The following is a 22,692-nucleotide window of genomic DNA, read 5'->3' on the forward strand; positions in this document are numbered from 1 at the left end:
GGGGATGGCTGTCATCCTACTCCTGCTACACCGGCCTGCCAGGGGGCGGCTACAGATAAGCGCAAGTTTGTGCAAGCGCGCGGGCGTGGCCGGGGCGGAGACTGGCCGGGTCAAGGAGCCCTGCCATGAACCTGTCGCTGTACCTGCTCACTGTCCTGATCTGGGGCACCACCTGGATCGCCCTCAAGTTGCAACTGGGCGAGGTAGCCATCCCGCTGTCGATCGCCTACCGCTTCAGCCTGGCCGCCGCCGTGCTGTTCGCCATCCTCCTGCTCAGCCGCCGTCTGCAGCCGCTCGACCGGCGCGGCCAGCTGCTGTGCCTGGCGCAGGGGCTGTGCCTGTTCTGCCTCAACTTCATGTGCTTCTACACGGCCAGCCAGTGGATCCCCAGCGGCCTGGTGGCGGTGATCTTCTCCACCGCCACGCTGTGGAATGCGCTCAATGCGCGCGTCTTCATGGGCCGGCGGATCGCCGCCAACGTGCTGGCCGGCGGCGCCCTGGGGTTGCTCGGCCTGGGCCTGCTGTTCTGGCCGGAACTGGCGCACCACGAGGCCAGCCGCGAGACCCTGCTGGGAATCGGCCTGGCCGTGCTCGGCACCCTGTGCTTCTCCGTCGGCAACCTGCTGTCCAGCCTGCAGCAGCAGGCCGGCCTCAGGCCGGTGACCACCAACGCCTGGGGCATGTTCTACGGCGCCTTACTGCTGCTGGCGTACTGCCTGGTCAGCGGCGTGCCGTTCACGTTCGAGGCCAACACGCGCTATATCGGCTCGCTGCTGTACCTGGCGATCCCCGGCTCGGTGATCGGCTTCACCGCCTACCTGACGCTGGTCGGGCGCATGGGGCCGGAGCGCGCGGCCTACTGCACCGTGCTGTTCCCGGTGGTGGCGCTGAACATCTCGGTGTTCGTCGAGGGCTACCAGTGGACGCTGCCGGCGCTGCTCGGCCTGGGCCTGGTGATGCTCGGCAACGTACTGGTATTCCGCCAGCCGAAACCGCTGGCGCCTGTCGCCGCGTCGGGGCGCGCCTAGTCCGGCCAGTGCCAGAGCGGCGCGTCGAGCATACCCTGGCCCTGGATGGCGGTCTGTCCCAGGCTCTTGTCGAGGATGACGGAGTGGCACTCCGGGTGCTGCTCCAGCGCGGCGATCAGTCGGCTGGCGTGCGACACCACCCACACCTGGGTATGCCGCGAGGCCTCGATGATCAGCCGGGCCAGCGCCGGCAGCAGGTCGGGGTGCAGGCTGGTCTCGGGTTCGTTGAGCACCATCAGTGACGGTGGCCGCGGGGTGAGCAGGGCGGCGACCAGCAGCAGGTAGCGCAGGGTGCCGTCGGACAGCTCGGCGGCCGACAGCGGGCGCAGCAGTCCCTCCTGGCGCAGGGCAACGCTGAAGCGCCCGCCGGGCTGGCAGTCGATGCCCAGCTCCGAGCCGGGGAAGGCATCGGCGATGGCACGCTCCAGCGCCTGGCGGTCGCCGATCTCGCGGATGGTCTGCAGCGCGGCCGCCAGGTCGCGGCCATCGTGGTGCAGCACCGGCGTGCGGGTGCCGAGCTGTGGCTGGCGTGCCGGCGCCTCGGCGTCGGTACGGAAGTGGTCGTAGAAGCGCCAGCGGCGGATGGTCTCGCGTAGCTGGAACACTTCGGGACAGCCGGGGTCGTTGCCGATCTGGTCGAACAGGCTGTCGTAGCTCGGCAGGTGCTGGGCCAGCACTTGCCAGCTGCGCCCCTCGCGCTGGCGCACCATGGGGCCTTCGCGGTCCACCAGCAGCGCTGCCGGGCGGTAGCAGGGCCCGGCCCAGATGCATTCGCGCTTGATCTCCGGGTCGAGGGCGAAGGCCGAGTGCGAGGGTGTCGGCAGGCCCAGGGAGATGGCGTAGCCGAAGTCCTCGCCGGCGAAGCCCAGGCGCAGGCGCACCACCTCGCTGCGCGGGCCGCCCTGGATGGGCACCTCGCCGCTCTGCATACGCCGGCTGATCCGCTCCGGTCCGGCCCAGATGGTCGACTCCAGGCCGCCGTCGCGGGCCAGTGCGTTGATCACCCCGCCACGCGCCGTCTCGGCCAGCAGGCGTAGGGCGCGGTACAGGTTGGACTTGCCGCTGCCGTTGGCGCCGGTGATCAGGTTCAGCCGGCCGAGCGGCATCACCAGGTTGTTGATGGAGCGGTAGTTGCCGACGGCGAGGGTATGCAGCATGGGAGTCGTCCTGACCTGAGGCGGCCTATGCTAGCGCGACTCGTGCCTCGATACGCAGCGCCCCCTGGGGTTCGCTGGCGGCGTAGCTGAGCAGCTGCAGCTCGCGCACCGGCAGCGTCAGCGGCGGGCAGTCGCGCAGCGCGCGGGTGTGCTGCTGCCAGGTTGCGCGTGCCACCGCGCGGCGGTACAGGCCCACGGTCAGGTGCGGCGCATAGGGGGCCTGGCGCACTTCCGGCGCGAGCCCGGCCAGCGTGTCGCGCAGTCGGTCGAGGTGGCCGTGTTCCTGCACCGCGAGGAAGGCCGCGCTGGTGAAGCTGTCGAGGTCGCCGATGTGTAGCTCGAATGCCGGCTGGCGCAGCGCCGCCAGGGCGTGGCATTGGGCCTCCAGCATCGCGGGCGCGATATCGTCGTTGTGCACGGGCTGCGGGCTGGCGAAGCCGCAGACGAACAGGGTGATGTGCGCCTGGCGCGCGCCGGGCGCATGCAGCCAGTCGCCCAGACAGGTGCGCGCCGCCTGCAGGCGCTGCAGTACCGCCGGGCAGTCCACCGGGATCGACCACAGCCAGTAGCGCGCGCGGCCGCGGTGCCAGTCCGGGTGGTCGCGCAGCGTGCAGGGCTGGGTGGCGGCGGGCGCCCGCGCGCCGTCGGAGAAGCGCATCAGCCGCCGCGGCGCCCCAGGTGCAGGACCAGCGCCAGGGCCGTCGGGTAGCAGAGGTAGTGGAAGAAGAACAGCAGCTGGCCCATGTCGCCCGGCTCGTCCTTCAGCCACATCAGGGCGAAGATCAGCAGGTAGATCGCCCCCAGCGCGGCGCCGTACAGACCCGCCAGCGCCCAGCGCTCGGCGATCTGCAGCGGGCGCCGTTCCAGCCAGACGAACAGGCCGCGCAGGGCGAAGGCGCTCAGGGTGGCGGCGATCAGTGTGGCCGGCAGGCCGCCGATCTTCAGCGGCACGCGCAGCAGCACGTTGCTGGCGAAGGCGATGGCGACCGTGGCGAGCACGTAGCCGTAGAGGGGAAAGCGACGTGTCATGGCCGTCCGCTCACAGAGGGGTGTCGAGGCCGAAGCGCTTGCTCAGCATGCGCTCCATCAGCCGGCGCGGCAGCAGCTGCTGGAGCAGCGGCAGGCGGCGGCAGCCGTTGCCGATGCGCAGCAGGGCCGGGCGCTCGTCTCGGGCCACGGCGGCCAGCAGGGTGGCGGCGAACTGGCTGGCCGGGGTAGGGTTCTCCTGCGAGGCATTGGCGCGGGCGCGAATGCCTTCGCGCACCGGCCACCAGGGCGACTGCTCGCTGACCAGCTGCTCGGCGCTGTGGCTGGCATTGGCGCCGAAGCTGGACTCGATGGCTCCCGGTTGCACTTCCATCACCTGGATGCCGAAGGGCGCCAGCTCCATGCGCAGGGCGCCGGACAGCGCGTGTACGGCGGCCTTGGAGGCGCAGTAGGCGCCGGCGAAGGGGGTGATCAGGACGCTGGAGATGCTGCCGATGTTGATCACCAGGCCACGGCTGGCGCGCAGCAGCGGGAAGCAGGCGCGGGTCAGCTCGACCAGGCTGAACACGTTGGTCTCGAACTGTTGGCGCATGCCCGCTGCGCCGCCGTCGAGCAGCGGGCCCATGGCACCGTAACCGGCATTGTTGATCAGCACGTCGAGGCGCCCGGCCTCGGCCTTCACCCGCTCGCTGGCGCGGGCGATATCCTCGGCATCGTTGACGTCCAGCTTCACGGCGGTGAAGCCGGCGGCGTTCAGGGCCTCCAGGTCGGCACCCTTGCGCGCGGCGGCGAACACCCGGTAGCCGGCGCCCTTGAATGCATCGGCGAGGGCGCGGCCGATGCCGCTGGAGCAACCGGTGATCAGGACGACGGGCTGGGTCATGGGCGTTCCTTGTCTGGCGCGTGAAGGAGAGTGCCGATCATAACCAGTCGCGGCGCCGGCGTGCCGGCTGATCAGTCTTCTGAATGATCGCGCAGGAACACCAGGCTGTCCGGCTTCGACTGTTCGGCACTGTAGCGGTAGCCCTGGTAGTCGAAGGCCTTGAGCTGCTCGGGATCGCGGATGCGCTCCTTGATCACGTAGCGCGCCATCAGGCCGCGGGCCTTCTTGGCGTAGAAGCTGATGATCTTGTACTGGCCGTTCTTCAGGTCCTTGAACTCGGTGTCGATGATCCGCGCGTTCAGGGCCTTGCGCTTGACCGCGCCGAAGTATTCGTTGGACGCCAGGTTGAGCAGGATGTCGTCGCCCTGGGCGGCTAGCGCCTCGTTCAGCCAGCCGCTGATGCGTTCGCCCCAGAATTCGTAGAGGTTGGCGCCGCGGGCATTGGCCAGCTTGGTGCCCATCTCCAGGCGGTAGGGCTGCATCAGGTCCAGCGGGCGCAGCACGCCATACAGGCCGGAGAGCATGCGCAGGTGCGCCTGGGCGAAGTCGAAGTCCTCTTCGCTGAAGTCCTCGGCGGCCAGGCCGGTGTAGACGTCGCCCTTGAACGCCAGCAGCGCCTGCTTGGCGTTGGCCGGCGTGAAGTCCGGCTGCCAGCTGCCGTATCGCGCCACATTGAGCGCGGCGAGCTTGTCCGACAGATGCATCAGCTCGCCGATCTGCTGCGGGCTCATCTGGCGCAGCTGGCCGATCAACTCCTGGGCATGGTCCAGATGTTGCGGCTGGGTAAAGCGCGCGGTGGCCGGCGGGGTGTCGTAGTCCAGGGTCTTGGCGGGGGAAATCACCAACAGCATCGAATCGTCTCCAGAAAGCGTGGCGCGATTCTAGGCCGGATGCCGAGTTCGGCTCCAGCTATCGGAGCGATTGATCACAGACGGCGACGACTTGCGCGGCTATAGTTCGCCGCGCGCGCCGCAGGCGCGCCATCCATTCATCACTCTGACAAGGAGGTCGCAGTGAGAATCCTCGCGCGCGCCGTTGCTCCTCTGCTGTTCGGTTGCACCATCCTCTCGGCCCAGGCCGAACAACTCTCCATCGACGTGCTGAGCGCCGTGGTCAAGGATCAGCGCATCGCCGACGCCGAAGTGCTGGTGCAGAAGAACGGAGCCCAGACTGCTGTGGGTCGCACCGATGGCAATGGTCGGGTCAACCTCAGCACCAGCTTCGCCGATGACGGTGCCAGCCTGCTGATCGTCAAGAAGTCCGGCTACTCCAACCTGGTAGCCAAGTGTCCGTGCAAGGGCATGACCTATGCCATCAGCCCGGTCATGGCCAGTCTCGATGGATTGCGTGTGGTGTTGAGCTGGGGGGCTGCGCCGCGTGATCTGGATTCGCATATCGCCTACCCGAACAACCACATCCATTTCAGTGCCAAGCAAGGTCGTGATGCCCTTCTGGACGTGGACGACACCGACAGCTACGGGCCTGAAACCATCACCCTGCAGAAGAAGGCATTTGGTGATGCCTATGTCTATGCGGTTCACGACTACCTCAATCGCTCTGCGCCGAACTCCTCCGAGCTGGGTAACAGCCAGGCCAAAGTCTTCGTCTATATCGGCCAGTCACTGGTGCGCACCTACTATGTGCCAAAGGGGCAGGTCGGCAACTTTTGGACGGTGTTCCGCATCACCGGTGATGGCGACTTCCAGGACATCAACCGCATGCAAGGCTTGGCTGGCGACCACGAACCGCTTTCCGACGTTCTGCTGGGCTTGGTCGAGGGAGGCGCAGTCGCGCCGGCTCAGGCTGTGAGCCAACCAGCAGCGGTAGCCCAGGCTGGCAATGCAGTGGAGTTGAACAAACAAGGCGAGATGGCCTACCACGCCAGCCAGCTGGACCAGGCCATCGATCTGTACCGCCAGGCCATCGAGATCGATGGCAACTACGGCCAGGCCTACAGCAATCTGGGGCTCGCCTACCAGAAGGCCGGGCGCACCGCCGAGGCCATCTGGGCCAACCGCAAGGCCATAGCCCTGGCTCATGGCGGCAGCGCCGCCACTGTGCGCGCCAGTTCCTACTACAACATCGCGCGCATCTACGAGAGCGCCCGCCAGTATGATGATGCCCTGCGTCACTACCAACTGGCCAAGGAGCAGAAGGCCAACCCGGTGTACGACAAGGCCATCCAGCGGGTAAGGGCGCTGTAAGCGCCGACCTGTGTCGACGCGCTCCTTCGGGGGCGCGTTTTCATTCAAGGAACGAAAAGATGCTGATTCGTTATCTGCCGGTGGTATTCGCCCTGTTCGTCGGCACTGTTCAGGCCGCCGGTCCCGCCAGCTTCGCCACTCTGGACCGCTCCACCTGGCCTGAGCCATTGAACAGCCAGGCCTCTTTCGATAAAGCTTCACGGGCGGAGATACTCACCTTCGCCCAGGCCCTGCAGGCCAGCGAGGGGCTGACCGAATCGGCCTGGATACAGCGCCTTGGTCTCAAGTCGGTCGACCGCCATTCCATCGCGCAGGTGCGTGAGCGCTTCTGGCGGCGCCTGCTGGAAAACTATCGTCTGGCCAGCCGCGACTGCGCGCCGACCGACGATTTCTGTCCGCCAGTCGCCGCTCTTGTCGGGCTGCAGGAGCAGGCCCGCCAACTGGTGGTCGCGTCCGATTCGCGCTATTTCGCCTGGGCCGAGGCCAGTCGTCGCTTCCATCTCAACTACCTGAACGAGCAGATGCGTCTGGCCGCACTGTTCCCGCGCGTCAGCAGCGAGATCGAGCTGTTCTCCAAGCAGGAGCGCAATGGCGACGAGCTGGGTGACATGCAGTTCCTACTGACCTTCGACGACGGCCCCAGCGCCGTGGGTGGCAGTAGCGACAGGCTGGCGGCCTGGCTGCGCCAGCAGCGGCTCAGCGCCACCTTCTACGTGCTCGGCAGCAATCTGCAGCAGCGCCGGCAGAAGACTTCAGCCGAGGCCGTGCGCCAACTCTATGAAGGGCAGTGTGTGGCCTCGCATGGCTGGGAGCACAAGTCCCACGCCAACTGGAGTGACTGGCAGGGCTCGGTGATCCGTACCCGCGAGCTGCTGCAGAAGACCGTGCCGGAACTCTATGTGCCGCTATTCCGGCCACCGTACGGGCAGCGCCGCATGGACAGCGAGACTTTCTTCGCCGCTCAGGGGCAGCAGGTAGCGCTGTGGCAGATCGACTCGCAGGACTGGAGCAACAAGGTTGGCGCTGAGGCCTCCGGGCAGCGGGTGCTGACCCTGATGTTGTTGTGGCGGCGCGGAGTGTTGCTGTTCCACGATGTGCATCGCAAGGCCGAAGGTGGCCTACCTTGGTTGCTGCAGGCGACCCACGGCGTGCCGTTGCAGTGGCAGGACTGTCGCAGCTATCGCTAAAGGCGCTTGTGGTGGGCTTTGCCGAACGGGGGAAGGGTGACTATGGGGGAGTCGTGGTGGCGTTGCGGAGCACATCGCCAGGAGGCAGGACTTCCGACTGTAACGGTGCAGGTTGAGGGCGCCAAGCGTTATTCGTCGAGCCGATAAAAAAGCGCTGTGAGGCAGAAAAAGTTCTTTTTTCTGTCATCCAGATTGGGGTATTAAAAAAGCAGACCGCCGAACCCTGCAGCACAGGTGGCGGCCATCGGCCATCACCTTTGCTGGCGAATCCCGCACCGTTCGGGAGGTGGGCGGTCCTCCGCGGCGGAGCGCTGTAGAGACTCCGTCGTCCAGGCCCCTCGATAAGGTGACCGAGTATGGATGATCACGGACGCACCCGCTCCACCCAGCCCACCCTCTACGTCCTCGACACCAACGTCCTGATCCACGATCCCAACGCGCTGCTGAATTTCCAGGAACATCACGTCGCCATTCCCATGACCGTGCTGGAGGAGCTGGACAAGCTCAAGACCGGCAAGCACACGGTCGCCGCCGAATGCCGCCAGGCCATCCGCCTGATCGACCAGACGCTGGGCGAGGCCAGCCCCGAGGAGGTGGAGCAGGGGGTGCCGATCCGCCGCGGCAAGAACGAGCCCAAGGGCACCCTGTCGATTCTCATGAGCAAGCGCGCGGAGCCCATCACCTGGCTGCCCGAGCACCTCAACGACAACAAGATCATCAACCAGCTGGTGGAACTGCAGAGCCGGCGCAGCGGCTCGCCCGTGGTGCTGGTGACCAAGGACATCAACATGCGCCTGAAGGCGCGCGCCTGCGGCATCTCCGCCGAGGACTACCACACCGATCAGCTGGTAGACGACGTCAACCTGCTGTCGCGTGGCTACCACAACCTCTCCGGCTCCTTCTGGGACCGCGTCGCCAAGGTCGAGACGCGCCAGGGCCACGGTCGCACCTGGCACCAGGTGCAGCTCACCGACAACCTGCCGGCGGTGCACATCAACGAGTTCATCGTCGATGAGCAGGGCTTCGTCGGCTGGGTCAAGGGCATCCAGGGCAGCAGCCTGACCATCCTCGACCTGCACCAGGAACCCTTGCTGCATCAGGAAGCCTGGGGCCTGCGCCCGCGCGACCTGTACCAGTCGCTGGCGCTGTACGCGCTGCTCGATCCGGACATCCACCTGGTCAACCTGTCCGGCGCCGCCGGCTCGGGCAAGACCATCCTGGCGCTGGCCGCGGCCATCGAGCAGACCATGGTCAGCAAACGCTACCGGCGCATCATCGCCACCCGCAGCGTGCAGGGCCTGGACGAGGACATCGGCTTTCTGCCCGGCACCGAGGCGGAGAAGATGGAACCCTGGCTCGGCGCCATCACCGACAACCTGGAGGCGCTGCATTCGGACGACGAGAGCACCCACGGTAGCGTCGACTACATCCTGCAGAAGGTGCCGCTGCAGTTTAAGTCGCTCAACTACATCCGCGGACGCAGCTTCCAGCACAGTCTGATCCTGATCGACGAGTGCCAGAACCTCACCCCGCACCAGATGAAAACCATCATCACCCGCGCCGGCAGCGGCTCCAAGGTGATCTGCCTGGGCAACCTGGCGCAGATCGACACGCCCTACCTGTCCGCCACCAGCTCGGGTCTCACCTACCTCACCGAGCGCTTCAAGGACTTCGAGCACGGCGTGCACATCACCCTGCAAGGGGTGCCGCGCTCGGTGCTGGCCGAGTACGCCGAAGCGCACATGTAACCGCTGCAGCCGCCCGTTCCTCCGACCGGAGGAGCGGTGCGGGGGCGCGCGCGGCGTGGTGGCGGCGTTACAATGCGCGCATCTACCCCCGGAGCCAGACCGTGCTGACCCATCTCGATTCCCAAGGCCGCGCCAACATGGTGGATGTCACCGACAAGGCGGTGACCTCCCGCGAGGCCGTGGCCGAAGCTCGCGTGCGCATGCTGCCTGCCACCTTGGCGATGATCGCCGACGGCAGCCATCCCAAGGGCGATGTGTTCGCCGTGGCGCGCATCGCCGGCATCCAGGCGGCGAAGAAGACCTCCGATCTGATCCCGCTGTGCCATCCGCTGATGCTCACCAGCGTCAAGGTCGAGCTGCAGGCCGAGGGCATCGACTGCGTGCGCATCGTCGCGCGCTGCAAACTGGCCGGGCAGACCGGCGTGGAGATGGAGGCGCTGACCGCCGCCAGCGTCGCCGCGCTGACCATCTACGACATGTGCAAGGCCGTGGACCGCGGCATCTGCATCGAGGCCGTGCGCCTGCTGGAGAAGTCCGGCGGCAAGAGCGGCGATTACCATCTGGACTATCACGAGGCAGGGAGCCTGACATGATCCGCGTACAGTATTTCGCCCGCTACCGAGAGGTGCTGGGCATCGACGGCGAGCAATTGCAGCGTGCCGCGCTGAGCAACCTGGAACAGCTGCGCGAGCATCTGCAGAGCCGTGGCGGCGTGTGGCAGGTGCTGGCCGAGCAGAACCTGATGTGTGCGCGCAACCAGGAACTGTGCAGCCTGGACACCGAAATTGCCGACGGTGACGAGATCGCTTTCTTCCCGACCGTGACGGGAGGCTAGGGTGGCCGTCCGGGTACAGGTCGAGGCCTTCGATCCGGGCGTCGAAGTCAATGCGCTGCACGCCGCCAACCTGGGCATCGGCGCGGTGGCCACCTTCATCGGCTACGTGCGCGATTACAACGACGGCCAGGACGTGCGTGGCATGTTCCTCGAACACTACCCGGGCATGACCGAGAAGGCCCTGGCCGGCATCATCGGCGAGGCCGAGCAGCGCTGGCCGCTGCTGCGGGTCGAGGTGCTGCATCGGGTCGGCCGGCTGCAACCGGGCGAACCCATCGTTTTCGTCGGTATTGCCAGTGCCCATCGTCAGGCGGCGTTCGACGCCTGCAACTTCATCATGGACTACCTGAAGACCCGCGCGCCGTTCTGGAAGAAGGAAGATACCCCGGAAGGCGCACGCTGGGTCGAAGGCCGCGACAGCGACCAGGATGCCGCTGCGCGCTGGTCACGCTCCTGAACCCGGCCGTTTCGGACGATCGCGCGCCGTGCGCGGGCGATGTGACAGGCGGTTGACGATTTATACATAAAAGTCCAGAGTGGACTTATAAGTATAAATTGTGGCCTGTTAGGCAGGCTGCGGTCCCTGGGTTCCGGCTTCGGCCGGTGCCACTGCCTTCTGCCCATCGCCAACCTGTCCGCCCTGGTGCGGATGCATTCGGGAGTCACACCATGAAGAAACTCGCATTGCTGGGCGGCCTCGCCCTGAGCCTGATGGCCTCCAGCCTGTTCGCTGCCGACAAGCCGCTGCGCCTGGGTATCGAAGCCGCCTACCCGCCGTTCGCCTTCAAGCAGGCCGATGGTTCCATCGCCGGTTTCGATGTGGATATCGGCGTGGCCCTGTGTGCCGAAATGAAGGTCGAGTGCCAGTGGGTGGAGCAGGAGTTCGATGGCCTGATCCCGTCGCTGAAGGTGAAGAAGGTCGACGCCGTGCTGTCTTCGCTGACCATCACCGACGAGCGCCGCAAATCGGTGGATTTCACCGGCAAGTACTACTACAGCCCGGCTCGCCTGACCATGAAGGAAGGCACCGTGGTCAGCGACGACTTCAGCAGCCTGTCCGGCAAGCGCATCGCCGTACAACGCGCCACCACCACCGACCGCTTCGCCAGCGAAGTGCTGGCGCCCAAGGGTGTGGAAGTGGTGCGCTACAGCTCGCAGAACGAGATCTACCTGGACATGGTCGCCGGTCGCGTCGACGGCACCCTGGCCGACGCCATCCCGGTCGATGAAGGCTTCCTCAAGACCGAGCAGGGCAAGGGCTTCGCCTTCGTCGGTCCGTCCTTCACCGATCCGGCCTACTTCGGCGAAGGCGCCGGCATCGCCGTGCGCAAGGGCGACAAGGCGCTGCTGGACAAGCTCAACGCCGCCATCCTGGCACTGCGTGCCAATGGCGAGTACCAGAAGATCCAGAGCAAGTACTTCAGCTTCGACATCTACGGCGAGTAATACGCGCCCGCTGGTAAAAAGCCGCGCTCAGCGCGGCTTTTTTGTGCCCGCCCGGGGCAGGGCGGCGCAACCTCTCCTAGTATGCAGAGACGTTGCCTTGGGGGAGGGGCGGAAATGGCACAGGCTGGCAAGAAAATGGGGCTCACCGGGCTGACCACCCTGGTGGCGGTGAACATGATGGGCTCGGGCATCATCATGCTGCCGTCGAGCATGGCTCAGCTGGGGGCGGTGTCGTTGCTGTCCTGGGTGATCACGGCCATTGGCTCGATGGCCATCGCCTACTGCTTCGCCCAGTGCGGCATTTTCTGTACGCGGCCGGGGGGCATGTCGGCCTACACCGAGGAGGCGCACGGCAAGTCGGCGTTCTTTCTCTGCTCATACCTGTACTTCCTTTCTCTGGCCATCGGCAACGTGGCTATCGCCATCTCCGCGGTGGGCTACATGACGCCGTTCCTGCCCTGGCTGGGCAGTGGCGCCATACCGCTGTTCGTCGGCACGGTGGGGCTGATCTGGCTGACCTCGCTGGCCAATTTTGGTGGGCCTAAGGTGACCGGGCAGATCGGCTCGGTGACGGTCTGGGGGGTGATCATCCCGGTCGCCGGGTTGTCGCTGATCGGCTGGTTCTGGTTCGATCCCGAGATCTTCCGCCAGGCCTGGAACCCCAACGGCATCGCCACCAGCGAGGCCATCGCGCAGAGTATCCCGCTGACCCTGTGGGCCTTCCTCGGCATGGAGTCGGCGGCGCAGAACTCCGATGCGGTGGAGAATCCGCAGCGCAACGTGCCGCTGGCCTGCCTGCTCGGTACCCTGGGTGCGGCGGTGGTCTACGTGGCTTCCACCTCGGTGATCATGGGCATCGTGCCGAACGCCGAGCTGGCCAGCTCCACGGCGCCTTTTGCCTTCGTCTACGCGCAGATGTTCAACGGCTGGGTCGGTGACATCATCATGGCCCTGGCGGTGATGGCCTGCGTCGGCTCGTTGCTGGGCTGGCAGTTCACCCTGGCGCAGACTGCCAAGGTCACCGCCGAACAGCGCATGTTCCCGAGCTTCTTCGCCCGCGTCACCCTGCTCGGTGCACCCATTGCCGGGCTGGTCGCCAACGCCGTGCTGCAGACCGGCATGGCAGTGTCGACCATCTCGCCCAACGCCTCCGAGCAGTTTGGCAAGCTGGTCAACCTGGCTGCGGTGACCAACATCATTCCCTACATCACCTCGCTGTCGGCCCTGCTGATCATCATGGAAAAGGCGCAGGTGGCCAGGCGTGTGCAGTATCGCAACGGCGCCGTGCTGTTGGTGGCCATGGCCTACAGCTTCTACGCCCTGTACGCCTCCGGGACCGAGGCGGTATTCGGCGGCATGCTGGTGACGGCGGTGGGCTATCTGCTGTTCGGCTACATCGCCGAGCGCTTCCTGGGCAGTACCAGGCGGCCGGATGCCGGCGTGGAGGTGCGGCCATGAAGCTGTCGCCTCTCGTCTGCCTGCCTCTGCTGGCCCTGCTGGTCCTGCCGCTGTCCGCCCAGACCCTGGAGCGGGTGCGTGCCGGCAACGTCCTCACGCTGGGCTATGTCGACCATCTGCAGCCCTTCTCCTCCGGCCCCGAGACGCAGCCGGTCGGCTACGCCATCGAGCTGTGCCAGCGCATCGCCGACCGGCTCAAGCGCGAACAGGCGCTGCCGCAGCTGCAGCTGCGCTATCGAATGGTCGAGCGCGAGCGTGTCAGCGAAGCGCTGCAAAGCGGTGAAGTGGATCTGCTGTGCAGCCCGCTGGTAGCAACGCTGGAGCGTCGGCGCGAGGTCAGTTTCTCGCTGCCGATCTACCCCTCGGGACGCGGTGTGGCGGTGCGCAACGAGGCCTCGCCGGCGCTGCTGCAGGTGCTGGAGGGACAGGTGAAGCGCACCGTGCCGCAGTGGCGGGCGAGCATCAATCGTGGCCTGGCGCGCGGTACCTTCGTGGTGATCGCCGGCAGCACCGCCGAGCGCTGGGTGCGTGAGCAACTGAGGTTGTTCGGCGTGGTCTCGACTCTGGTGCCGGTGCAGAGCTTTGACGAAGGCATGGCGCTGTTGCGCGAAGGCAAGGCCGATGCGTTCTTCGGTGATCGCGTGGTCTTGCAGAACCAGGTGGCGGCCAGCGGTGCGAGCGACCAGGTGCGGGTGCTCGACCGGCTGTTCGATCTGGAGTCGGCGGCGCTGAGCATGGCGCGTGGCGACGAGGATTTGCGTCTGCTGGTCGACAGCGAGCTGAGCCTGATCTATCGCAGCGGTGAGATCGAGTCGCTGTACCGCCGCTATTTCGGCGAGCCGAGCGAGCAGGTGCGGCTGTTGTTCAAGGCCTACGCGCTGCCCTGAACCTCAGGCCTCGCCCTTGATCTCCTTGAGGTGTTTGTACACGGTGGCGCGGCCCATGTTGAGCACGTTGGCCACGTAGTTGGCGGCGCTCTTGCCCTTGAACGCGCCTTCGGCGTGCAACGCCTCCACCAGTTCGCGCTTGTGCTCGCGGGTCAGCAGGTTGAGGCCGAGCTGGCGCTGGCGCAGCCAGCTGTGCAGGAAGGTATTGATGCGCTCCTGCCAGTCGTCGCGGAACAGCGCGTCGGGCTGGGGGATCACCTTGCTGGAGGAGAGGAACAGGTCGAGCGCCTGCTTGGCCGTCTCGAACAGCGAGATATTCAGGTTCAGGCACAGCACGGCGATCGGCGTGCCCTCGGCATCGCGCAGCACGGTGCTGACCGAGCGGATCTTCTGACCGTCCCAGTTGAGCTTCTCGTAGGGGCCGATATTGCGTTCGTCCGGGGTGTTCTCCAGCAGGTCTTCCAGGGCCGCGTCATCGCCCACCGCCCGCTTGGACAGGTTGTTGGCGATGTGGTCGATCTTCTGCGTGCGCAGGTCGTGCAGCACCACCTCGGCGTGGGGGAAGAACAGGGTGGCGATGGCGTCGGCAATGGCGCGGAAGTTGTCGAGGTCGGCGGCGGGGCGGGACGTCATGCGGTGGGCTCCAGAATCGGCTCGGCGAGTGTGCCGCAAAGCGCCGGGGGCGTCATCAGGCGCAGCCCGGGGCAACACCGGGCTGGCTGGGCGGCTCAGTGGCGGCTGCTATTCGCGCGGTGCAGGCGCGCGGGGCTGAGCATGGCTTCGCTCAGGCCGAAGCGGGCGATGTGTGCCGGCAGCGGCAAGCGGCGGATCAGGGCGGCACAGGCCTCGCCCATCGCTGCGCTGGTCTGGATGCCATAGCCGCCCTGGGCGGCGACCCAGAAGAAGCCATCGGCCTGGCTGTCGTAGCCGCCGACCAGATCACCGTCGGCGACGAAGCTGCGCAGGCCGGCCCAGGTGTGCGCCGGGCGGCGTACCTGCAGGCTGGTGTGTTCCTCGATCTGGTACAGGCCCATGGCGATATCCAGCTCTTCCGGCTGCACGTCGTGCGGCGCTACCGGGTCGGCGTTGGCGGGCGAGCCGAGCAGCTGGCCGGCGTCCGGCTTGAAGTAGAAGGCCTCGTGCAGGTCCACCAGGCAGGGCCAGGCGTGGCAGTCCATGCCCTCCGGCGCCGGGAAGGTGAAGGCGGCGCGACGCCGCGGCGTCAGGCCGATCGGCGCGACACCGGCCAGGCGGGCGATTTCGTCGCACCAGCCGCCGGCGGCGTTGATCAGTACGCGGCAGCGATAGCGCTGCTCGCCACAGTGCACCTGCCAGCCACCCTCGACCCGGTTGATGTCGGTGACTTCGCGGTTGCAGTGAATTTCTCCGCCGTGCTGGCGGACGCCGCGCAGGTAGCCCTGGTGCAGGGCATCGGTGTCGATGTCGGCGGCGCTCGGGTCGAGCATGGCGCCGTGGACCTTGTCGCGGCGCAGCACCGGAATCAGCGTGCAGGCCTCGTCGGCGCTGAGCAGGCGCATCTCCGGCACGCTGGCCTTGCCGCTTTCGTATTGCAGCTGCAGTTCCACCGGGTCGCCGCTGAAGTCCACCACCATTTCGCCGCGCGGGCTGAGCAGCGCATGCTCGCTGAAGCCGCGCGGCGGGGCGTCGAAGAAGGCGCGGCTGGCTGCGGTCAGGGCGCGTACCTGCGGCGTGCCGTAGGCCAGGGTGTAGAGCGCGGCGGAGCGTCCGGTGCTGTGGTAGCCGGGTTGGCTTTCGCGCTCCAGCAGCAGGGTCTTGCCGTGCGGGGCGAGGAAGTAGCCGGTGCTGGCGCCGGCGATGCCGGCGCCGATGATCAGGTAGTCGGTGTGGATCACGTCGCTCATTGGCCCTGCTCCAGCAGCTGATGCAGGGCGTTGGCCAGCGCCATGTCTTCCAGGCCCAGGCCGATGGAGCGGAAGAAGACCGGACGCTCGTAGGTGGGCTTGGCCACCAGTCCGCTGACCAGCTCGGGCAGGTCGCCGCGGATCAGCTGGCGGTTCCAGCCGCTCTCGCTCGCCAGCACCATCTCGCCGGCCGCGCCGGGTGTGGTGGCGCGATAGTCGCAGAACACGTCCATGCCCGCCAGGCTGGCCGGCGGCACTTCATGGGCGCGGGGCGCGTTGGTGCTGATCGAGGTGACCAGCACGTTGCTGCCCAGGCGCAGCGGGTCGAGTACCGGGCCGGCGGAAGAGGTGCAGAGCAGAATGACGTCGGCCGTGGCCACGGCCTCCTCCTGGCTGGTGCACAGCTGCAGGCGCGGGTCCAGGGCGCGCAGCTCGGCATGCCGGGTGGCGCTCTCGGCGGCCAGGCGCGGCGAGTACAGGCGGATCTCCTGCCAGTCGCGCAGGTTCTTCACGTAATGCAGGTGGGCGCGGGCCACCGGGCCGCTGCCGATGATGGCCAGGCGCGTGGCATGTGCCGGCGCCAGTTCCTCCACGGCCACCGCGGTGGTGGCGGCGGTGCGTGCCGTGGTCAGGCTCTTGGCGTCGCACAGCAGCAGCGGCTGGCCGCTGCGCATCGACATCAGCAGGGTCCAGGCCGTCACGGTGGCGCCCTGCGGGCCGGGGATATAGGGCGAGGTCTTGATCCCATAGACCCCTTCGTCAGCCAGCACGCCCAGGTAATTGATGAAGTCACCGCCGCCGGGGAATTCCACCAGCTGCTGTGCCGGTTGCACCGCGCGACCTTCGGCCAGGCTGGCGAACATGGCACGCATGGCCTGATGCACATCGATTCGTGCGAGCAGGCGTTCGGCTTCGGTCTGGTCGATTACCCGGGTCATGCGGCTGTCTCCGTAAATACTTGTTTGTCCATGTTGGACTTTAAAGTATCTATCGGCAAGCGCCCTTCTGCCGAATGGCGCTTCGCTGCAAGCGGCTGTCGCCTGGAGCGCCCCTGAGGGGCTCAGATGGCGCCGCCGGCCTTCAGTGCGGCAATGTCCTCGGCGCTGTAGCCTAGCTCGCCCAGCACCTTGGCGTTGTGCTCGCCCAGCTGCGGGCCGGTCCACTCCACGCCGCCGGGCGTGTCGGAGAGCTTGGGCACGATACCGGGCATCCTGAACGGTTTGCCGTCTGGCAGCTTGGCCGAGAGAAACATTTCGCGGGCGAGGAATTGCGGGTCGGCGAACATGTCCTCGGCGGAATAGATGCGGCTGGCTGGCACTTCGGCGCGGACCAGGAGCGCCTCCACCTCGCTCAGCGGCAGGCTGGCGGCCCAGCGGTCGATCACCCCGTAGAGTTCATCGCGCCGCGCATCGCGGCCGGCGTTGTCGGCCAGGTCCGGCGCATCCGCCAGATCGTGACGGTCGATGGCGCGCATAAAGCGCTGGAAGATCGCATCGCCATTGGCGCCGATCTGGATATGTTTGCCGTCGGCGCAGGTATGGATGGAGGAGGGGGTGATGCCGGGCATGATGTTGCCGGTTCTCTCCCTGATGAAACCGAACACGTCGAACTCCGGCACCATCGACTCCATCATGGCGAACACTGCTTCATAGAGCGCCACGTCCACCACCTGGCCCTGGCCGCCGTTGACCTCGCGGTGACGCAGCGCCATCAGCGCGCCAATCACGCCCCAGAGGGCGGCGATCGAGTCGCCGATGCTGATGCCAGTGCGCACCGGCGGGCGATCCTCGAAGCCGGTGATGTAGCGCAGCCCGCCCATGGATTCGCCGACCGCGCCGAAGCCCGGCTGGTCCTTCATCGGTCCGCTCTGGCCGAAGCCGGACAGGCGCACCATCACCAGTTTCGGGTTGAGTGCGTGCAGCACCTCCCAGCCCAGGCCGAGTTTCTCCAGCACGCCAGGGCGGAAGTTCTCGATCAGGATGTCGGCCTCGGCGAGCAGCTTTTTCAGCACCTCGCGGCCTTCCTCGTGCTTGAGGTTGAGGGTGATCGAGCGCTTGTTGCGTGCCTGCACGAACCACCACAGCGAAGTGCCCTCGTACAGCTTGCGCCACTTGCGCAGCGGGTCACCGCCGTCCGGCGACTCGACCTTGATCACTTCGGCGCCGAACTCGGCACAGATGCGCGAAGCGAAGGGGCCGGCGATCAGGGTGCCGAGTTCGACCACTTTCAGGCCGGCGAGGGGTTTGCTGGGGATCATGCGTTCTCCTGTAAGTGCGACCTGGTCGGCGCGCCCTGGGCTTTCGTCGGTGCAGTATCTGCGGTTAAATCGCCGGGCGAAAGGATGCGCGCTCCCCCCTCCGGCCTGGAAGGCTTTTCCCTCCCGTTGCCTATTCCCGCAAAACCTTTTCGTGGTGGTCTGTCGGCCAGCCCTCGGCGTGTTCGCGCGCCTGTCATACAGACGTTTGAAAATATTACATGTGAGTAGTTGATTCATTACATGTGAGTGCCTAATCTCTCGTCCATGGAAAACAAGTCATCGGCCCACTACCAGCGTCTCTTTCGTCAGCGCCTGCGCGAGCAGGGGTTGATCAAGAAAGAGGTGTGGATACTGCCCGAGCATGCGCAAGCGCTCGCGGCATTCGAGCGGAAACTGCGCCAGCCCCAGGTGGGGCGGGCCTCTATGGAGAAGGAGGGAGGTGCCATGCCTCAGGTTTGGACTGCACAAGGTTTGTTCGATGCGCTGTCCGCAACGGAGCTGTTCAAGGAAGGTCGCGCGGCCATCGAGCTGATCCAGGGCGCCGACGCCAGCCTGCACGTGACCATGCGTGAATACGGCGACCTGCCGCTGTTCATCGCCGTGTTCGGCGAGCAGATCATCGTCGAGGCGCTGCTCTGGCCGGCGGCCGATGTGCGCGATGCCGTCGCCTTCAACGAAGAGGTACTGCGCAGCCACAAGCTGTTCCCGCTGTCGTCCATCGGTCTCGAGACCCTGCCGGATGGTCAGGCCTGCTACACCATGTTCGGCGCACTGAGTGCGTCCTCGGTGCTGTCTAACGTGGTGCAGGAAATCGAAATGCTGGCGGACAACGTGATCAAGGCCACCGAAGCCTACGAAGGCTTCCTCAAGGCCGGTGCCTAAGGAGATTGCCATGAACGTGTGGAGCAAACTGCTGACCGCCCTGCGCGGCGGTGCCAACGAAATGGGCGAGGCCATGGTGGACAGCCAGGCCCTGCGCATCCTCGACCAGGAAATCCGCGACGCCGACCTGGAGCTGCGCAAGTCTAAGGAAGCGCTGGCCGAGATCATGGCCAAGCAGAAGCTGGCCGCCGACCGCGCCGAGAAGAGCGCGGCCAAGGTCACCGAATACGAGCAGTACGCGCTCAAGGCCCTGGAGGCCGGCAACGAGGCACTGGCCCAGGAAGTGGCGGTGAAGATCGCCAACCTGGAAGTCGAGCTTGCCGGCGAGCGCGAGCAGGCCGACGGCTATGCCGCCAGCGTGGCGCAGCTGCGCAAGGCGGTGACCCAGGCCGAGGCCAACATCAAGCGTCTCAAGCAGCAGGTGGATACCGTCAAGGCCACCGAGAGCGTGCAGAAGGCGCAGATGGCCGTGGCCCAGCGCTACGGCGGCTCCCAGGCCAGGCTGCACACCGCCGTCGAGTCGCTGGAGCGGATCAAGCAGCAGCAGGCCGAGCGTGCGGCGAAGATGGAAGCCGCGGCCGAACTGGCCGAGGCGGCCAGCGTCGACGACTCGCTGGAGGCCAAGCTGCGCGCGGCCGGCATCAAGGCCGACAACGCCAGTGCCGAGAGCGTGCTGGCGCGCCTGAAGGACAAGGCCAAGTCCTGATCGTCGTGTGTTGCGGCGCAGCCTGCTGCGCCGCCTGATTCAGGGATGGAATTCGATGGAAAACTTCCTGCACAGCGCTTTTGCGTTCCCCACCGTCATCTTCAGCTTCCTGCTGTGCCTGGCGGTGCTCTACTGGTGCGTCGCCGCGCTGGGCATTCTCGAGGTCGACGTGCTCGACATCGAGGCCGATTCCACCCTGGAGTCGGTGCAGCCCGAGGGGCTCGCCGGCCTGCTGCTCAAGCTGGGCCTCAATGGCGTGCCGGTAACGCTGGTGCTGACCCTGCTGTTCTTCTTCGCCTGGAGCGCCAGCTACTTCGTCGAGCTGTTGCTGCTGCGTCATCTGCCGCTGGGCATCCTGCGCTACCCGCTGGGCCTGGTGCTGGTGTTCGGCGCGCTGCTGCTGGCGGTGCCGCTGACGGCTGCCCTGTGCCGCCCGCTGCGTCCGCTGTTCCGCAAGCTGGAAGCGACCAGCAGCAAGTCGGTGCTGGGGCAGACCGCCGTGGTGCGCAGTGGCCGGGTGACCCTGAGTCACGGCGAGGCGGTACTGGAAGACGGTGGCGCGGGCCTGATCCTGCGCGTGCGCGCCGACGAGGCGCGTGGTTTCAAACGTGGCGACCGTGTCGTGTTGCTCGAGTACCTGGAAGGCGAGCACGCCTACCGGGTCATTACCGAGGACGAGTTCAAGGGCTTCTGACCCTCGGACTCACCCCAGAATCAAAGGAGATTGATTGCAATGAGCCTCGAATTGGTGATGCCCTTCCTGATCGGCGTCGGTGTCGTATTCCTGCTGATCTTCGGCTTCTTCGTGCTGTTCAAGGCCTTCTATATCAAGGTCCCGCAGGGCACGGCGCTGATCGTCAACGACATGTCTTCCACGCCCAAGGTGCACTTCACCGGCGCCCTGGTGTACCCGGTGATCTACCTCAAGGAGTTCATGCGCATCTCGCTGATCACCCTTGAAGTGGATCGCCGTGGCAAGGACGGCCTGATCTGCAAGGACAACATGCGTGCCGACATCACCGTGGCCTTCTACCTGCGCGTCAACGAGACCCAGGAAGACGTGCTCAAGGTGGCCAAGGCCATCGGCGTGGACCGTGCTTCTGATCGCGCAGCGGTCAACGAGCTGTTCAACGCCAAGTTCTCCGAGGCGCTGAAGACCGTCGGCAAGCAGTTCGACTTCGTTCAGCTGTTCGAGAACCGCCAGGACTTCCGCGACCGCATCGTCGAGACCATCGGCAACGACCTCAACGGCTACGTGCTGGAAGACGTCGCCATCGACTATCTGGAGCAGACCGCCAAGGCCTCGCTGGACCCGAGCAACATCCTCGACGCCGCCGGTATCCGCAAGATCACCGAGCTGACCGCCGCGCAGAACGTCGTGACCAACGAGCTGGAGCGCAACGAGGAGCTGGCGATCAAGAAGAAGAACGTCGAGACCCGCGAGGCGACCCTGGCCCTGGAGCGCCAGCAGGCCGATGCCGAGGCTCGGCAGAAGCGCGAGATCGAAACCATCCGTGCCCGCGAGGAAGCCGAGACCATCAAGGTCAAGGAAGAGGAACGCCTCAAGGCCGAGCAGGCGCGTATCCAGTCGCAGCAGGAAATCGACGTGCGCGCCGAGAACCATCAGCGTGAAGTCGAAGTGGCCCAGCAGAACCGTCAGCGCGCCGTGGTCATCGAGGTGGAGAAAGTCACCCGGGCCAAGGACCTGGAAGTGGTGGCTCGCGAGCGCGAGGTTGAGCTGCAGCGCATCGAGGCCGAGAAGGCCCTGGAAGAGCAACGTAAGAACATCGCCAACGTGATCCGCGAGCGCGTCGCGGTCGAGAAGACCGTGGCCCAGGAAGAAGAACGCATCAAGGAAGTGCGTGAAGTCTCCGAGGCCGAGCGCGCCAAGCAGGTCATCGTGCTGCAGGCCCAGGCCCAGGCCGAACAGGAGCTGGTACGCCAGGTCAAGCAGGCCGAGGCCGACGAGACCCGTTCCAAGCACAAGGCGGTGGAAATCAACAACCTGGCCCAGGCCGAGCTGGAAGCCGCGGCCAAGCAGGCCGAGGCCAAGAAGCGCATGGCCGAAGGCATCGAGGCCGAGCGCGCCGCGCCGGGTCTGGCCGACGCCCGCGTGCTGGAAGTCACCGCCGCGGCCAAGGAGAAGGACGGCCTGGCAGCCGCCCGCGTCAAGGCCGAGCAGTTGATCGCCGAAGCCAAAGGCGAGCAGGAGAAAGGTCTGGCCGAGGCCCGTGTACTGGAAGCCCAGGCTGCGGCCAAGGAGAAAGATGGCCTGGCCGAGGCCAAGGTGCTGGAAGAGAAACTGGGCGCCCAGGCCCGTGGCGAGCAGCAGCTCGGCGCGGCCAAGGCCCAGGCGACCAAGGACCTGGGTACGTCGGAAGCCGATGTGCTGCTGCAGCGCCTGAACGCCGAAGCGGAAGGTCTGGGCAAGAAGTTCGGTGCCCTCGACGCCCTCAGCGACAGCGCACGCCAGCACGAAGAGTTCCGTATGCAGCTGGAGAAGAGCTTCGAGGAGGCCATGGCCGCCATCGCCGCCAACAAGGAGATCGCCAAGGACCAGGCCGAGGTGCTCGCCACCGCGCTGGCCAAGGCGAAGATCGAGATCGTCGGCGGCGAGGGCGACTTCTTCAACTCCTTCGCCAAGTCGCTGTCGGTGGGCAAGGCCATCGAAGGCGTGGTCGGCAAGAGCCCGGTGGTGCAGGACGTGCTGGCCCGCCTGCTCAACGGCAAGCCGGCCGAGCGCAAGGCCGATGTGGAAGTGCCGGCCGCCGAGGCCTGATCCCCTGAGCGGCTGGAGCGCCGTCGGCGCTCTAGCCAACCCCGCTTGAATCAAGGAGACATGTGATGCTGGAACCCAGGGATTATCTGGAAATGACGTTCCGCTCGATCCAGTGCTTCGCCAATGATGGCCGCCTGGACGTGCACGAACTCGGCGCGCTGCTGGACATCGCCGAGCGCGACGGGGCGATCGACGACAACGAGATCCGTGTGCTGAAGAAGATCATCGCGCAGATCAAGCCCGAGGAAATCGACCAGGCCATGCGCGACAAGCTCGCCGAGGTCGCCAAGAAAATCGGCGCCTGAGCGGCGCCAGCGCGCGGGTGCGGCGGCTGATGCTCCGCCGTCCGCTCGCGCGTTGCAGGC

The 22,692-nt window shown here is 66.3% G+C and carries 24 protein-coding genes; 15 read left to right on the forward strand and 9 right to left on the reverse strand.

Annotated features, from left to right (window positions below; genetic code table 11):
- Nucleotides 1–125 precede the first annotated feature (125 nt).
- Entirely contained in the window at nucleotides 126–1,028 is a 903-nt protein-coding gene (locus tag PA6_RS11715) for a DMT family transporter (protein ID WP_021701134.1), read from the forward strand.
- Here the strand turns inward: PA6_RS11715 and PA6_RS11720 are convergent.
- The 5 genes from PA6_RS11720 to yaaA form a co-directional block, all read right to left on the reverse strand.
- Nucleotides 1,025–2,185, reverse strand: coding sequence for an AAA family ATPase (locus tag PA6_RS11720; protein WP_021701135.1), 1,161 nt, complete (start codon nucleotides 2,183–2,185; stop codon nucleotides 1,025–1,027). The two genes, PA6_RS11715 and PA6_RS11720, sit on opposite strands and share 4 nt — an antisense overlap.
- A 25-nt stretch (nucleotides 2,186–2,210) precedes the next feature.
- Nucleotides 2,211–2,843, reverse strand: coding sequence for a 2'-5' RNA ligase family protein (locus tag PA6_RS11725; protein ID WP_021701136.1), 633 nt, complete (start codon nucleotides 2,841–2,843; stop codon nucleotides 2,211–2,213).
- Nucleotides 2,843–3,214: a hypothetical protein gene (locus tag PA6_RS11730; protein WP_021701137.1), complete on the reverse strand. Its 372-nt coding sequence runs from the start codon at nucleotides 3,212–3,214 to the stop codon at nucleotides 2,843–2,845. Before PA6_RS11730 ends, PA6_RS11725 begins: the two co-directional genes overlap by 1 nt.
- Nucleotides 3,215–3,224: 10 nt before the next feature.
- On the reverse strand, nucleotides 3,225–4,055 hold the full coding sequence (locus PA6_RS11735; protein ID WP_021701138.1) for an SDR family oxidoreductase: 831 nt from the start codon (nucleotides 4,053–4,055) through the stop codon (nucleotides 3,225–3,227).
- Nucleotides 4,056–4,126: 71 nt separating this feature from the next.
- Entirely contained in the window at nucleotides 4,127–4,906 is a 780-nt protein-coding gene (yaaA, locus tag PA6_RS11740) for a peroxide stress protein YaaA (protein WP_021701139.1), read from the reverse strand.
- 168 nt (nucleotides 4,907–5,074) lie between these two features.
- Between yaaA and PA6_RS11745 the strand changes: the two genes are divergently transcribed.
- The 9 genes from PA6_RS11745 to PA6_RS11785 all read left to right on the forward strand — a co-directional run bounded on the left by PA6_RS11745 (nucleotide 5,075) and on the right by PA6_RS11785 (nucleotide 13,820).
- Nucleotides 5,075–6,259 (forward strand): tetratricopeptide repeat protein, encoded by a 1,185-nt coding sequence (locus tag PA6_RS11745; protein WP_052520160.1) that lies wholly within the window; start codon nucleotides 5,075–5,077, stop codon nucleotides 6,257–6,259.
- A gap of 59 nt (nucleotides 6,260–6,318) precedes the next feature.
- A complete protein-coding gene (locus PA6_RS11750; protein WP_021701141.1) occupies nucleotides 6,319–7,446 on the forward strand; it encodes a polysaccharide deacetylase family protein in 1,128 nt (375 codons plus the stop codon).
- Between the two features lie 356 nt (nucleotides 7,447–7,802).
- Nucleotides 7,803–9,194, forward strand: coding sequence for a PhoH family protein (locus PA6_RS11755; RefSeq protein WP_021701142.1), 1,392 nt, complete (start codon nucleotides 7,803–7,805; stop codon nucleotides 9,192–9,194).
- 101 nt (nucleotides 9,195–9,295) lie between these two features.
- Nucleotides 9,296–9,787, forward strand: a complete 492-nt coding sequence (gene moaC / locus PA6_RS11760; RefSeq protein WP_021701143.1) for a cyclic pyranopterin monophosphate synthase MoaC — start codon at nucleotides 9,296–9,298, stop codon at nucleotides 9,785–9,787.
- Complete coding sequence (locus PA6_RS11765) at nucleotides 9,784–10,029, forward strand: MoaD/ThiS family protein (RefSeq protein ID WP_021701144.1); 246 nt, start codon at nucleotides 9,784–9,786, stop codon at nucleotides 10,027–10,029. The genes moaC and PA6_RS11765 overlap by 4 nt, the downstream gene beginning before the upstream one ends.
- A gap of 1 nt (nucleotide 10,030) precedes the next feature.
- The gene (gene moaE / locus PA6_RS11770) at nucleotides 10,031–10,486 is read left to right on the forward strand and encodes a molybdopterin synthase catalytic subunit MoaE (RefSeq protein ID WP_021701145.1); all 456 of its coding nucleotides are present in this window, start codon (nucleotides 10,031–10,033) and stop codon (nucleotides 10,484–10,486) included.
- Between the two features lie 212 nt (nucleotides 10,487–10,698).
- The gene (locus tag PA6_RS11775; RefSeq protein ID WP_021701146.1) at nucleotides 10,699–11,475 is read left to right on the forward strand and encodes an ABC transporter substrate-binding protein; all 777 of its coding nucleotides are present in this window, start codon (nucleotides 10,699–10,701) and stop codon (nucleotides 11,473–11,475) included.
- 114 nt (nucleotides 11,476–11,589) lie between these two features.
- Entirely contained in the window at nucleotides 11,590–12,933 is a 1,344-nt protein-coding gene (gene potE, locus PA6_RS11780; RefSeq protein WP_021701147.1) for a putrescine-ornithine antiporter, read from the forward strand.
- On the forward strand, nucleotides 12,930–13,820 hold the full coding sequence (locus tag PA6_RS11785; RefSeq protein ID WP_021701148.1) for an amino acid ABC transporter substrate-binding protein: 891 nt from the start codon (nucleotides 12,930–12,932) through the stop codon (nucleotides 13,818–13,820). The genes potE and PA6_RS11785 overlap by 4 nt, the downstream gene beginning before the upstream one ends.
- Before the next feature lie 3 nt (nucleotides 13,821–13,823).
- Here PA6_RS11785 and PA6_RS11790 read toward each other — a convergent pair whose 3' ends face one another.
- The 4 genes from PA6_RS11790 to PA6_RS11805 all read right to left on the reverse strand — a co-directional run bounded on the left by PA6_RS11790 (nucleotide 13,824) and on the right by PA6_RS11805 (nucleotide 17,960).
- Nucleotides 13,824–14,453 carry a helix-turn-helix transcriptional regulator gene (locus tag PA6_RS11790; protein ID WP_021701149.1) on the reverse strand — a complete coding sequence of 210 codons (630 nt, stop codon included), beginning with the start codon at nucleotides 14,451–14,453 and terminating at the stop codon, nucleotides 13,824–13,826.
- Between the two features lie 95 nt (nucleotides 14,454–14,548).
- Nucleotides 14,549–15,694 carry an NAD(P)/FAD-dependent oxidoreductase gene (locus tag PA6_RS11795; RefSeq protein WP_043216628.1) on the reverse strand — a complete coding sequence of 382 codons (1,146 nt, stop codon included), beginning with the start codon at nucleotides 15,692–15,694 and terminating at the stop codon, nucleotides 14,549–14,551.
- Between the two features lie 5 nt (nucleotides 15,695–15,699).
- On the reverse strand, nucleotides 15,700–16,641 hold the full coding sequence (locus tag PA6_RS11800) for an ornithine cyclodeaminase family protein (protein ID WP_021701151.1): 942 nt from the start codon (nucleotides 16,639–16,641) through the stop codon (nucleotides 15,700–15,702).
- Between the two features lie 122 nt (nucleotides 16,642–16,763).
- Entirely contained in the window at nucleotides 16,764–17,960 is a 1,197-nt protein-coding gene (locus PA6_RS11805; protein WP_021701152.1) for a CaiB/BaiF CoA transferase family protein, read from the reverse strand.
- A 264-nt stretch (nucleotides 17,961–18,224) separates the two neighbouring features.
- Between PA6_RS11805 and bacA the strand changes: the two genes are divergently transcribed.
- From bacA to PA6_RS11830, 5 genes are all read left to right on the forward strand, one after another.
- The gene (gene bacA, locus PA6_RS11810) at nucleotides 18,225–18,842 is read left to right on the forward strand and encodes a biofilm formation regulator BacA (RefSeq protein WP_021701153.1); all 618 of its coding nucleotides are present in this window, start codon (nucleotides 18,225–18,227) and stop codon (nucleotides 18,840–18,842) included.
- A gap of 10 nt (nucleotides 18,843–18,852) precedes the next feature.
- Nucleotides 18,853–19,548, forward strand: a complete 696-nt coding sequence (locus PA6_RS11815) for a PspA/IM30 family protein (RefSeq protein ID WP_021701154.1) — start codon at nucleotides 18,853–18,855, stop codon at nucleotides 19,546–19,548.
- Nucleotides 19,549–19,603: 55 nt separating this feature from the next.
- Nucleotides 19,604–20,242 (forward strand): OB-fold-containig protein, encoded by a 639-nt coding sequence (locus PA6_RS11820; RefSeq protein WP_021701155.1) that lies wholly within the window; start codon nucleotides 19,604–19,606, stop codon nucleotides 20,240–20,242.
- Nucleotides 20,243–20,281: 39 nt separating this feature from the next.
- Nucleotides 20,282–22,327, forward strand: a complete 2,046-nt coding sequence (locus PA6_RS11825) for a flotillin family protein (protein ID WP_021701156.1) — start codon at nucleotides 20,282–20,284, stop codon at nucleotides 22,325–22,327.
- A 65-nt stretch (nucleotides 22,328–22,392) separates the two neighbouring features.
- Nucleotides 22,393–22,632: a hypothetical protein gene (locus PA6_RS11830; protein ID WP_021701157.1), complete on the forward strand. Its 240-nt coding sequence runs from the start codon at nucleotides 22,393–22,395 to the stop codon at nucleotides 22,630–22,632.
- Nucleotides 22,633–22,692: the final 60 nt, after the last annotated feature.

Origin of the sequence: Aquipseudomonas alcaligenes NBRC 14159 (genome assembly GCF_000467105.1) — a bacterium.
Lineage (GTDB): Bacteria > Pseudomonadota > Gammaproteobacteria > Pseudomonadales > Pseudomonadaceae > Aquipseudomonas > Aquipseudomonas alcaligenes.